The organism is Saccharopolyspora pogona, assembly GCF_014697215.1.
GTDB classification, from domain to species: Bacteria; Actinomycetota; Actinomycetes; order Mycobacteriales; family Pseudonocardiaceae; genus Saccharopolyspora; species Saccharopolyspora hattusasensis.
The window spans coordinates 4,270,255-4,281,387 of sequence record NZ_CP031142.1 but is presented as its reverse complement, the minus strand read 5'-3'; the positions used below and the strand labels follow the sequence as shown (position 1 = coordinate 4,281,387).

Annotated in this window: 13 protein-coding genes; 6 read left to right on the top strand and 7 right to left on the bottom strand. The window is 68.5% G+C overall.

The window, feature by feature from the left end:
- The first annotated feature begins 44 nt into the window (after positions 1-44).
- Positions 45-695, top strand: coding sequence for a glycosyltransferase (locus DL519_RS19475; protein WP_190816886.1), 651 nt, complete (start codon positions 45-47; stop codon positions 693-695).
- Here the strand turns inward: DL519_RS19475 and DL519_RS19470 are convergent.
- Genes DL519_RS19470 through DL519_RS19460 form a run of 3 tightly spaced genes read right to left on the bottom strand, consistent with a single transcriptional unit; the run spans position 692 to position 1,406 of the window.
- Complete coding sequence (locus DL519_RS19470; protein ID WP_190816884.1) at positions 692-1,003, bottom strand: hypothetical protein; 312 nt, start codon at positions 1,001-1,003, stop codon at positions 692-694. The genes DL519_RS19475 and DL519_RS19470 overlap by 4 nt on opposite strands.
- Positions 1,003-1,200, bottom strand: coding sequence for a hypothetical protein (locus DL519_RS19465; RefSeq protein WP_190816882.1), 198 nt, complete (start codon positions 1,198-1,200; stop codon positions 1,003-1,005). The genes DL519_RS19470 and DL519_RS19465 overlap by 1 nt, the downstream gene beginning before the upstream one ends.
- A complete protein-coding gene (locus DL519_RS19460) occupies positions 1,197-1,406 on the bottom strand; it encodes a zinc finger protein (protein WP_223839281.1) in 210 nt (69 codons plus the stop codon). Before DL519_RS19460 ends, DL519_RS19465 begins: the two co-directional genes overlap by 4 nt.
- A 123-nt stretch (positions 1,407-1,529) precedes the next feature.
- Here DL519_RS19460 and DL519_RS19455 point away from each other — a divergent pair, with 123 nt between their 5' ends.
- Positions 1,530-2,390: a helix-turn-helix domain-containing protein gene (locus DL519_RS19455; protein WP_190816878.1), complete on the top strand. Its 861-nt coding sequence runs from the start codon at positions 1,530-1,532 to the stop codon at positions 2,388-2,390.
- The gene (locus DL519_RS19450) at positions 2,387-2,581 is read left to right on the top strand and encodes a DUF397 domain-containing protein (RefSeq protein ID WP_190816876.1); all 195 of its coding nucleotides are present in this window, start codon (positions 2,387-2,389) and stop codon (positions 2,579-2,581) included. Before DL519_RS19455 ends, DL519_RS19450 begins: the two co-directional genes overlap by 4 nt.
- Positions 2,582-2,655: 74 nt before the next feature.
- On the opposite strand, the gene DL519_RS19445 is transcribed toward DL519_RS19450, so the two are convergent.
- From DL519_RS19445 to DL519_RS48810, 4 genes are all read right to left on the bottom strand, one after another.
- A complete protein-coding gene (locus tag DL519_RS19445) occupies positions 2,656-5,097 on the bottom strand; it encodes a Tex family protein (protein ID WP_190824073.1) in 2,442 nt (813 codons plus the stop codon).
- Positions 5,098-5,246: 149 nt separating this feature from the next.
- Positions 5,247-6,590: a hypothetical protein gene (locus DL519_RS19440; RefSeq protein ID WP_190816874.1), complete on the bottom strand. Its 1,344-nt coding sequence runs from the start codon at positions 6,588-6,590 to the stop codon at positions 5,247-5,249.
- A 151-nt stretch (positions 6,591-6,741) separates the two neighbouring features.
- A complete protein-coding gene (locus DL519_RS19435) occupies positions 6,742-7,125 on the bottom strand; it encodes a hypothetical protein (RefSeq protein ID WP_190816872.1) in 384 nt (127 codons plus the stop codon).
- 281 nt (positions 7,126-7,406) lie between these two features.
- Complete coding sequence (locus tag DL519_RS48810) at positions 7,407-8,726, bottom strand: hypothetical protein (RefSeq protein WP_190816870.1); 1,320 nt, start codon at positions 8,724-8,726, stop codon at positions 7,407-7,409.
- Between the two features lie 469 nt (positions 8,727-9,195).
- On the opposite strand from DL519_RS48810, the gene DL519_RS19425 reads away from it, so the two are divergent.
- The 3 genes from DL519_RS19425 (at position 9,196) to DL519_RS19415 (ending at position 10,822) form a co-directional block, all read left to right on the top strand.
- Complete coding sequence (locus tag DL519_RS19425) at positions 9,196-9,507, top strand: hypothetical protein (RefSeq protein WP_223839277.1); 312 nt, start codon at positions 9,196-9,198, stop codon at positions 9,505-9,507.
- Between the two features lie 515 nt (positions 9,508-10,022).
- On the top strand, positions 10,023-10,331 hold the full coding sequence (locus DL519_RS19420) for a hypothetical protein (RefSeq protein WP_223839276.1): 309 nt from the start codon (positions 10,023-10,025) through the stop codon (positions 10,329-10,331).
- 326 nt (positions 10,332-10,657) lie between these two features.
- Positions 10,658-10,822 carry a hypothetical protein gene (locus DL519_RS19415; RefSeq protein ID WP_190816868.1) on the top strand — a complete coding sequence of 55 codons (165 nt, stop codon included), beginning with the start codon at positions 10,658-10,660 and terminating at the stop codon, positions 10,820-10,822.
- Positions 10,823-11,133 lie beyond the last annotated feature (311 nt).

The window sequence follows — 11,133 nt, the reverse complement described above, 5'->3', positions numbered from 1 at the left end:
ACCGAGTGAAGGGCACCTTCTGCCGAGCAAGTAATACTCGCCCGGTGCGAGTTCTGATTACCGCCATCGGGTCGCGCGGCGATGTCGCTCCGTACGTCGGGTTGGGGTGCCGGATCCGTGACGCGGGCCATCCGGTCGCCGTCGCCGCGCACCGGCAGTTCGCCGGGATGGCCCGCGAGCATAGCCTGGAGTTCCGCGAGGTTCCCGGTGAGCTGCATGACCTGGTCCCGCAGCCAGCGGAGCGCCGGGCTTCGCCGCGGCAGCTGGCGGAGCGCATCGAGCGGACCACGCGTTACATGCGTGAGGTCGGCCGCGGTGTGTTGGACGCGGCGGAACGGGGTGCCGACGTGCTGCTGCAGTGCGGCTCGGTGCCGTTCGGCTACCACGTGGCCAATGGCTTGGGGATTCCGAGCATGGGTGTCTTCCTGCAGGCCGCTCGAACCATCCGGGGACTTCCCGCCGTTCCTGCTCAACACATCGCGATCGGCGGGACGGTGGGGAAACCGGATGTTGGGGAACATCGCGTTGGCGACGGTGTTCCTGATCGGCTAGTAATACCGAGTCGAGGCATCCATTGTGGATTCTTGGTCGGGGTGCGGCCGGGCGGCGCCGGGGAGGGGCGGTGCGTCGCCCGGCCGCTCGGCTCGATGCCTGGGGTCGGGGGAAGTGGCATCGAGCCGGGTTCTGGGGGCTAGAGCCGTTGCAGGGCTTCCAGGACTCGGTGGTGGAGTTCCAGGGGTGGGGGTGCTTGGGGGCCGGGGATCGGGATCGTGTCCACTGCGGATGGTTCGGTTGGTTCCCGGGGTTCTCGGAGGTGGTGTTTCCCGGTCGGGGTGGCGTTTCTGGTCGCTTCGGCTTCCACGTGCTCGATCAGTTGCCAGACGTTGGTCGCGCCTTCTCCTGCTCCCGTGTGTTGGGGGAGGCGCTTGCGGTAGGCGTACATCAGGGTCATGCCGAGGAGCATCGAGCACATGCAGGACAGAGCGGTCCACAGCGGTGGCATCAGGCGGTTCCTTCTGGTCGGGCGGCCGTGGTCGGTCGGTTTTCCCTCAGCAGGTGGACGACTTCTTCGAGGGCTGCGGCGGTCTTGTCGATGTCCTCGGCGTCGAGGTGGCCTGCGCCCGCGTGGAACGCGAGATCGTCGAGCAGCCATTGGGTTCGGCGCAGGAACACCGCCAGCGCGGCGGTTTTCGGGCTCACGGGCCGACACCGGCGAGCTGCCGAGCCTCCCGGTTGCAATCCGGGCAGGTCTCCCAGAGCCAAGCCAACTCGCTGTTATCGGCCAAAAGCTCCTGGCGGCACAAGGTCGTCACCTGAGTGCCGGTCGGATACGGGCAACCACAAGGCCTTTCGTCCAAGCTCGCATGCCGCCGCCCCGCAGCAGGCACCCAATGAAACGGATACATCGGCGACCCCCATCGTCGAAAGCTGGTGCATCTGGTGTGCACCAGCATGCACCAGTTCGTTTTACCTGCGCAATGCCACTATTCGGTGATCCAAAATGGCGCGTCGGAGGATAAGATTGGTGCATGAAGCGCACCACTGGAGGAAGCCCAAAGGCGCGGATTGTCGGCGCTGAGCTGCGAAAAGCCCGAGAGGCATATGGAATAGGCGTGCGAGAGTTGGCGCGCAGGCTTGGTATGGATCACTCGAAACTGTCTCGTTGCGAGAGTGGAAGGACTGTTGCCACACCCGAGTTCGCGGCGAGTGTGCTTGCTGCCGTCGGCGTGCCAGAAGCCGAACGTGAACGGGTTATCGAGCTCGCACGTGGAGCCGAGCGGGCCAACTGGATGTCTCCTGGTGTTCCTGGCGTGCACCACGAGTTGACCACGCTGATCGAGTTCGAGAAGACTGCCAAGCAGATCACGGAAGTCTCGCCGTTTGTCATCTCTGGCTTGCTTCAAACAGCGGACTACGCACGTGCCCTGATGAGTGCGGGTGTCGGAGCACCGCCCAGCGATCTAGAAACCCGAGTGACACTGCGCGTCGGACGCCGTGACGTCTTGACTCGCAAGAAGGGCCCGCGCTTCACGTTCCTTGCGCTGGAGACCGCGCTGCGAACTGCAATTGGCGGGCCGGAGGTCATGGCTGACCAACTCCGGCAGATCCTGAGCATGTCCGAGTGGCCAAGCGTAACGGTGCAGGTGATCCCAGCTGACCTCGATGTCTGGCATCCCGCGCTTCTCGGTTCCTACATCCTGTTTGAGTTCCCGAAGGCGGATCCGATTGTTCATCTGGAGCAGTACGCGTCTGCGGTGTTCCTTTACGAGCAAGAACAAACGGACGCATATCGGTCGGCCACAGATACGCTGCGCGAGTTGGCGATGAGTCCGGCTGAGTCGGGCGAGCTCATCGCCAAGGTGGCTGAGGAGATGGAGAGCAGGACATGACCCGAGAGCCTACTGGCTGGCGAAAGTCGAGCCGTTCACATCAGCAGACCGCGTGCGTCGAGGTCGCTCCAACCACCTACGGCGCGGCGGTTCGGGACACGAAGGACCGGGCTGCTGGGTACTTCACCACGACCGCTCAGCAGTGGCGGTTATTCGTCACCGCCGTCAAGGCTGGGCGGTTCGAGCCCTGACGTGCTGGGGTCGTGAGTGCGAAAACCGGTAAGAACCGGCTTTCGCACTCACGACCTCTGATCAGCGGAAACAGCTACTTGCCGAAGCCCGCCCGGCGGAGAGCGTCGGCCATCGATCCGGCGGGCGCGTCGTTGCGCTGACCGCGCTGGCCGCCGCGCCCCTGGCCGCCCCGGCCTTGACCGCCGCCTTGACCGCTGCCCTGACCGCCCTGACCCTGACCGCCCTGACCGCCCTGACCGCCGCCCTGGCCACGGCCGCCGCCGTTGCGACCGCCGCCGCCCTGGCCGCGACCGCCGCCCTGGCCCCGGCCGGTGTCGCGGTCCTGGCGGCCCCCGGCACCCGGCTCGTCGTCCAGGCGCAGCGTCAGCGAGATCCGCTTGCGCGGGATGTCGACGTCGAGGACCTTCACGCGGACGATGTCTCCGGACTTCACCACGTCGCGCGGGTCGCTGACGAAGTTCTTCGACATCGCCGACACGTGCACCAAACCGTCCTGGTGCACACCCACGTCCACGAACGCGCCGAACGCCGCCACGTTCGTGACCACGCCCTCCAGCGTCATGCCAGGCTTCAGGTCGGCGATCTTCTCGACACCTTCCGCGAACGTCGCCGCCTTGAACTCCGGTCGCGGGTCGCGGCCCGGTTTGTCGAGCTCCGCGAGGATGTCCGTCACCGTCGGCAGACCGAAGCTGTCGTCCACGAAGTCCTGCGGTCGCAACGACTTCAGCACCCTGGCGTTGCCGATCAGACCGGTCATATCACCGCCGGTGCTGCCCAGAATGCGGTGCACCACCGGGTAGGCCTCCGGGTGGACCGCCGACGAGTCCAGCGGGTCGTCGCCGTCCGGGATCCGCAGGAAACCCGCGCACTGCTCGAACGCCTTCGGCCCCAGCCGCGCCACGTCCTTGAGCGCCGTGCGGGTCCGGAACGCGCCGTTGGTGTCGCGGTGATGGACGATGTTGTCCGCCAACCCCTCGCTGATGCCCGACACCCTGGTCAGCAGCGGCGCCGACGCCGTGTTCACGTCCACGCCGACCGCGTTCACGCAGTCCTCGACCACCGCGTCCAGGGAACGCGACAGCTTCGTCTCCGAAACGTCGTGCTGGTACTGGCCGACGCCGATCGACTTCGGGTCGATCTTCACCAGCTCCGCCAGCGGGTCCTGCAGGCGCCGGGCGATCGACACCGCGCCGCGCAGCGACACGTCCAGGGCCGGCAGCTCGCGCGACGCGTAGGCCGACGCCGAGTACACCGACGCGCCCGCCTCGGACACCGAGATCTTGGTGAGCTTCAGGTCCGGGTTCTGGCTGATCAGGTCGCCGGCCAGCTTGTCCGTCTCGCGCGACGCCGTGCCGTTGCCGATCGCGATCAGGTCCACGTGGTGCGCCTTCGCCAGCGTCGCGAGCTTGGCCATTGCCTGGTCCCACTGCCGCTGCGGCTGGTGCGGGTAGATCGTGTCCGTCGCGACGACCTTGCCGGTGCCATCGACGATCGCGACCTTCACGCCGGTCCGGTAGCCCGGGTCCAGGCCCATCGTGGCGCGCGATCCGGCCGGCGCGGCCAGCAGCAGGTCGCGCAGGTTCGCCGCGAACACCCGGACCGCCTCGTCCTCGGCGTTCTGCCGCAGCCGCAGCCGGATGTCCACGCTCAGCCGCGTCAGGACGCGGGTCCGCCACGCCCAGCGGACCACATCGGACAGCCAGCGGTCGGCCGGGCGGCCCTTGTCGGCGATGCCGAACTGCTGCGCGATCCGCAGCTCGTAGTCGGTCGGGCCCACCTGCTCCGCGCCGTCGTCGGGCTCCAGCGACAGCTCCAGGGCCTCTTCGTTCTCGCCACGGAACAGCGCCAGGATGCGGTGCGATGGCAGGTCCGCGAACCCCTCGGAGAACTCGAAGTAGTCGGCGAACTTCGCGCCTTCCTCTTCCTTGCCCTCGCGCACCTTGGAGACCATCCGGCCGCGCGTCCACACCTTCTCGCGCAGCTCGCCGATCAGGTCGGCGTCCTCGGCGAACCGCTCGACCAGGATCGAGCGTGCGCCCTCCAGCGCGGCCTGGCTGTCGGCGACGCCCTTCTCTGCGTCCACGAAACCGGCCGCGGTCTCCTGCGGGTCGTTGCTCGGGTCCGACAGCAGCTGGTCGGCCAGCGGTTCCAGGCCCGCCTCGATGGCGATCTGGGCCTTGGTGCGGCGCTTGGGCTTGTACGGCAGGTAGATGTCCTCCAGCCGCGCCTTCGAGTCCGCCCCGTTGATCTGCGCTTCGAGCTCGTCGGTCAGCTTGCCCTGCGAGCGGATGGAATCCAGCACCGTAGTGCGCCGCTCTTCGAGCTCGCGCAGGTAGCGCAACCGCTCTTCGAGCGTGCGCAACTGGGCGTCGTCGAGGGCCCCGGTCGCTTCCTTTCGGTAGCGCGCGATGAATGGCACAGTCGCCCCGCCGTCGAGAAGCTCGACGGCTGACTGCACCTGGCGCTCGCGGACGCCGAGCTCCTCGGCGATCTTCTGATGAACAGTCGTCACGATGCTAATTCCGCCTTCTCTGCGAACTTCGCCAGATCCGACCGAGCATTCTGCCGGACACCGGTCGCGCCCGACGTCGGCACTCACGTCGGCGTGTCGGATCCTCGCGCATTGAGACCACGCGATCACCGCGGGTCCACCGGGAAGCGGCGCTAACTGGGTTCTAGCGCGCGGCGGGCTCGCCAACTGCCGACAAATCGGACGAACTGTCGTACCAGGTTGGTCAGGACCAGGGTGATGCCCGCCCACGGCAGCACCAGCAGGGCCAGCCGGAGCACGCCGACCACGGCTCCGGCGGCGTCGTCTGCCTGGATCGAGCTGCCCACGCCGTTCCACTGGAGGGCCAGCGCCTGCCACACGGTCGGCAGCACGTACGGCGCGAGGACCAGGAACGCGACGATCCAGTACGCCATGAACGGGATCACCAGCACCACCCAGACCGTGATCACCCGGCGGACCCACGGCTTCAACTCCTGCACGCGCGGGTGCGGGCGCCGGCCCGGCAGCAGGCTGCGCAGGATCGGCCCCATCCGGTCGAACAGGTCGGGAACGCCCACCAGATCGCTCAGGATGTAATAGCCGTCGAAGCGGATAGACGGCAGCAGTTGCCAGACGCTCGTCGCCTGCCACGCCAGCAGCGCGGCCAGCAGCCACGGGAAGCCGGTCTGCGCGTAGGTGACGATCATGACGAGCATGGCGATCACGTTGAAGTAGAGACCGCCGAGATCGGTGCGCAGCCGGCCGCCGCGGCTGAGGCGGTAGGAATCGGTGACCGTGCTGTACATCGCGGGCCACACCAGGTAGATGCCCACGCCCATCGCGCCCGGCCGCGCGCCGCCGTACCGGCAGGCGGCGACGTGGCCGCACTCGTGGAACATCCCGGCGACGATCAGCACGCCCACCACCAGCAGGATCTGCTCCGGCTGGTTCAGCAGGTCCTTCGCGCCCGTGACCACCTGCTCGGCGCCGCCGTGCACCGCCAACAAGACGTCGGCGACGACGAAGGCCAACAGGACGACGACCACCACCGGCGGCCAGAACAGCGGCTGGAACGCGCGCGAGATGATCGCGACGGTGTGCTCGGGCACCAGCGCGACGCGGAATTTCAACGCCAGCAACCGATCCCGCCCCTTCGGCGCCGCCTCCGGAGGACGGTCGGTCTCGGAGTCGGCCGCCACGATCCCGGCGAGCCGCAACCTGTTCTCGACGAGGAAGAACACCTGCCCCGGGGTGACGCCGCGGCCCGATTCGTCGCTGAGGCGCGCCGCGAGTCCGGCGAAGCTGCGCCGCCCGTCGAGCCCCGCCGCCACCAGGTACAGCAGGTGCGACAGCTGCAAGATCTGACCATCGGGCCGGCGGACCAGGTACGGCGTTTCGCGATGCCCGGAACCTTGGTAGCGGCCGATCAGCTCGGTGCCCGGCACGAGCGCTGGCACCGCCAGGCCCGCGACGTCCTCGTCCGCCGGGGGCGACCCGGCCTGGTGCGGGGCTGCCATTGCGACTCCAGGGTATTCATCCGGTCCGGAAATGGCCGACGGGCGCGACATCGTCCCTGGTGGTGGAGGAGGTCGCGCCCGCCGACTGTGGAGCGTTCAGTGGCTGGCCAATGCTTCGCCATGAACGCCGTACTGCTCACATCTCTCGACGTCAGCCGGGGTTGCCGCCGCCGGTGCCACCGAAGCCGGGGCCGCCGTAGCCGTTGCCGCCGATGCCGTTGCCGCCGTTGCCGCCGTCGCCACCGTCGCCGCCGATGCCGCCGTTGCCGCCGCTACCGCCGTTGCCGCCACCCTGGCCGCCACCGTTGCCGCCGCCGGTGCCGCCGGAGCCGCCGTTGATGTCACCGGTCGTGGTGACATTGGCGTCCCCGGTCACGGTTCCGGTGTGGGTGGGCGCGGGCGGGTAGTACGGGGCCAGCACGTCGTCGCCGCTCCAGGGGAGCCAGAACGTCGACATGACGGTGCGCGCCGGGAGGAACTCGACGCGCTGGTCCGCCAGTTCGGCAGCGCTCAGCGACCGAGAGGTCTGTGGCATCTGGTGCTCCTTCGCAATTCGAGGGGATTCACAGGGAAAAACCGGAATTCGGCCACCCCGTTGGATGCGCCGCGGCGGCACGTTCCTGGCGCACGGGCAGAACCTAGAAGCACCGAACGCCTGACGCACTTCGATTCACCCTTACGGGCAAACGGCTTTCCGCCGCTCGTGGAGGTGTGTGCGCATCGTGTCGAGGTCCGACCGTCGATCGACCACCGGACGGGGGGAAGGGGACGGCGGAGCGCGGGGCCGCCATGGTTGGTTCGGGTTCGCGACGCTCATCAGGGGTTCCGCCGAGCATCCTCAGTGGTGCCGATGTGGCCGCCGCGGCCGCCGGTGCCACCGACTCCGCCGGTGTCCGCAATGGAGTTCAGGCCGCCGTGGCCCTGGAGTCCGGGCGTGCTCCCGATGCCGTCGCCGTCGCCACCGTCGCCGCCGCTGCCGCCGTCACCGCCGACGCCGTCGAGGACGTCGACAGTGGCCCTGCCAGCGCCCTCGGACATGATGTTGCCGTTGTTCGCGGCTCCGCCACCGCCCCCGGTGCCGCCGGTCCCGCCGTCGCCTTCCACGTCGACGCCCATGCGGAAGCTGCTGGCGCTCGGCGCGCCGTCGCCGCCCTTGCCGCCGGTGCCGCCGCGGCCGCCCTTGCCGCCTTGCACGGTGATGTCGTCGTCGCCAGTGCTGAGGATCGTGCCCGTCGGGCCGTTACCGACACCGCCGTTGCCGTTGTCGGTATGGCGGCCACCGCCGCCGTTGCCCCCGACACCGCCGTTTCCGCTGCGGGTGTCCGCCGTGCCGGGGCCGCCGTTGCCGCCTATGCCGCCATCGCCGTTGTCGCCGCCGGTGATGGTGATCTTGTTGTTGCCTTCGCCGGGGTAGATGCGGCCGAGGTTGCCGATGCCGCCCGCGCCGCCGTTGCCGCCCGCGCCGCCGCGCGCGTCGGCGGGGTTGGTGCTGCCCGGACCACCGTCGCCGCCTTCGCCGCCCGTACCGCCCTTGCCGCCGGTGATCGTGATCGTGTCGTTCCCGGGTCCGCCGTTGATGATGCCGGTGGAAGTCACCGCAGGAGCGCCGCTACCGCCGGGGCCGCCGACACCTGCGCTGCCGCCGGCCCTCGCGCTGCTCCTGGCGTCGAGACCGTTCAGGCCGGCGGTACCGCCGGTGCTACCGCCGTTCTTGCCGCCGTTGGCGCCTCGATCACCGCTCCTGGCGCCGAGATATCCGTTGCCGCCCTTGCCGCCGTTGCCGCCGCTGCGACCGGTGATGATGATCGTGTCGTCGCCACCGCCTGCGTTGATAGTGCCCGCCAACGCCCCGTTGAGCACGATCCGGTCGTTGCCGTCGGTGCCATCGAGCGTCATCCCGGCCGGCACACCCCGGCTGCAGTAGATGTTCTCCCCGGAACCGTTGGGGGTCCGGGTGCAGGCGGGCACCGCGGCGTCGGCCGGCTGGACCGCGATGAGGCTGAACGCCGCGGCGAGCATGGCGGCACTGGGCAGCGGCCACCGGTCGGCCCAGCGCGTTCCCGAGATGTGACTGCCGCCGGAGAGCGCCGTGCTCGGCACCTCGGCGGGAACGGCCCGGCGTGGACGGTTACTCATCGACGCAACTCCTTTACCCGCTGTGATCACTGCTGGGCTAAACAGTCGCCGAGCTTAGGTCAGGAGGACTGGCATTCCTGGAATTCGAAAGAGTGATGTCGGGTGATCGTGCGCGTGCTCTGTTCGCGCCACCGCCGCCCGCTCGAGTCGATCTTCATCCGGTATTCGGCGGCGTGTCGTTTCCGCCGCGGATCTCCGCATAGCGCAGTGTCTGGGCCGTTTCGCATTGCCGGGTTTGCCCGAACCGGGTTCGCCCGACGCTCCCGGCCGCCGAAAATTACGGGACGCCTCTGTGATTACGCGTTTGGCGGAAATTTTCGAGATGCGGTGGATTGAAGACGAGCCTTAACATTCGTGCGGATGCCAACGAATCTGGGGCGTTGGAATGGGGATCTTGGGGGACTTGGACCTTGTTTCGGCATCGATCTCCTCGCGCGGCTTCCGGACCCAGTCACGAAGGAGGAAATAAGTGTTCGACGAGATTCGACTCTTGAGCCATGCGGAACTCGATGGCCAGCGTGTGGAGTTCCTGCCCGCGCGCACGGTCATGTCGACGTTCCCGTGGGGTGGCGGCTGGAACCCGAGCGTCATCAACGGCGGCGGTGGCGGCGATGGCGGTGGCACCGGTGGTGGCCAGGGCGGCGGTGACGGCGGCGACGGCGGCAACGGCGGGGCCCCTGGTCGCGGCGGTGACGGTGGTCCTGGCGGGCCCGGTATCGGCGGCAACGGCGTCGGTGGCGGCGGCATCGGCGGCAACGGGGACGGCATCTTCGTGTGGTAGGTCGTTGCCGGGGGCGGCGGCCCCGTGGCTCCGGCGTTGATGATGCCGGTACGCGTCGTCCCAGGAGAACGACGTCGCGTTGCCTCCGCCCCGCGCTCCAGGCCGGCTCCAGGCCTGGGCCGTTTCGCATCGAGGGATTCGCCCGACGCTCGCGGTCGCCGGAAATTACGGGACGCGGCTTTAGTGGAAAACAATTTCTGCGAGAAGTTCGCGAACAAGGTTGCGGCCTCGCTCCGTTCGCGGAGCGGAGACGATGTCGATCCGAATTGATCTCGTCCGCCTCTCCGGAGTGCGTTGCCGCAGGTCGTGGAGGAGGGGATCTGCGTTGGTCGGCGGTTTACGCGTTTGCGATTCTCCTCGTCGGAGGTTTTCGGGCTGCGCTGGATCGCGGATGCTCTTACCGTCCGTGCTGATGCCAACGAATCTGGGGCGTTGGGATGGGGATCTGGGGGTTTGACCTTGTTGGGCATCGATCTCCGCGCGGCATCCGGCCCATTCGAACGAGGGAGGATCAAGTGTTCGAAAACAGCGAACCATTGAGCTCCGCGGAGCTCGGCGACCAGCGTGTGGAGTTCCTGCCCGCGCGCACGGTCATGTCGACGTTCCCGTGGGGTGGCGGCTGGAACCCGATCGTCATCAACGGCGGTGGCGGCGGTGACGGCGGCGGCACCGGTGGTGGCCAGGGTGGCGGCACCGGTGGTGACGGCGGCAACGGCGGGACCGGTGGCCCCGGTGGTCACGGTGGTCCTGGTGGGCCCGGCATCGGCGGTAACGGATTCGGTGGCGGCGGCATCGGCGGCCACGGGGACCACATCGTGGTGTGACTCTTGCTGGTCGCACCGGCGGGCCCGTGCTTGCGCATGGGCCCGCCGATTGCTGCTAGCCCTCGAAAAACCCGTCGGCGGTGGAGATCCGTCCCACGCGCGGCCGTTGAGTACCGTACGCGGATGGCTACGTCGCGGACGCTGGTCGACGAAACCGGCCAGGGGCTGCCGGTGGTCGACCGGGCCGAACCCCGCTCTCGTACCGGACGCGCTCGCCGACCTGCGGCAGCACGCCGACGCCCCGATTCGCTGGATCGTCTACAGCCACGGGCACATGGGCTACAACTACGGCGTGCCCGCGTTCCTCGCCGACGGCGAACGCCGCCGTGACGCGGCCGACGATCATCGCGCAGGAGAACGTGGTCCGCCGCTACCACCGCTACCGCCGGTACCGCCGGTACGCCGAAACGGCCGGGTTGCAGGCCCACCTAAACTCGATGCCGCTGACGCTCGGCATCACCGGCCGCGTTGGCGCCGGGTGCGACGCCTGAGGTCGTCGAGGCCCGTGAGCCGGAGGCGGAGCTGTGCGAGCTGCGGGCGAAGCAGGCGTCCAGCCACGTGTCCCGGAGCCTGTACCGGATCTAGCCGGTATGGGCGTTTTGCCTGGTCAATGCCGTGAGCGTCGTGGTGCCATGGTGCGTCAACGCGCTCACGGCCAACGACCTGCGATTTTGCTGTCCGGCGCTGACGGTGCGGACCTGCGGTGCGGGGCCTGTGACATGGGCCGCTAGGATGCTGTCACCAACCGGCTCGGTGTCACTAATCGTGACGGATCAAGCGGCCGACGTAGCTTGATGGGGTC

Bases quoted from the DNA above. Each gene is read 5' to 3' on its own strand.
- DL519_RS19470 (WP_190816884.1), bottom strand. From the start codon at position 1,003: ATGCCACCGCTGTGGACCGCTCTGTCCTGCATGTGCTCGATGCTCCTC.
- DL519_RS19460 (WP_223839281.1), bottom strand. From the start codon at position 1,406: ATGTATCCGTTTCATTGGGTGCCTGCTGCGGGGCGGCGGCATGCGAGC.
- DL519_RS19455 (WP_190816878.1), top strand. From the start codon at position 1,530: ATGAAGCGCACCACTGGAGGAAGCCCAAAGGCGCGGATTGTCGGCGCT.
- DL519_RS19450 (WP_190816876.1), top strand. From the start codon at position 2,387: ATGACCCGAGAGCCTACTGGCTGGCGAAAGTCGAGCCGTTCACATCAG.
- DL519_RS19440 (WP_190816874.1), bottom strand. From the start codon at position 6,590: ATGGCAGCCCCGCACCAGGCCGGGTCGCCCCCGGCGGACGAGGACGTC.
- DL519_RS19435 (WP_190816872.1), bottom strand. From the start codon at position 7,125: ATGCCACAGACCTCTCGGTCGCTGAGCGCTGCCGAACTGGCGGACCAG.
- DL519_RS48810 (WP_190816870.1), bottom strand. From the start codon at position 8,726: ATGAGTAACCGTCCACGCCGGGCCGTTCCCGCCGAGGTGCCGAGCACG.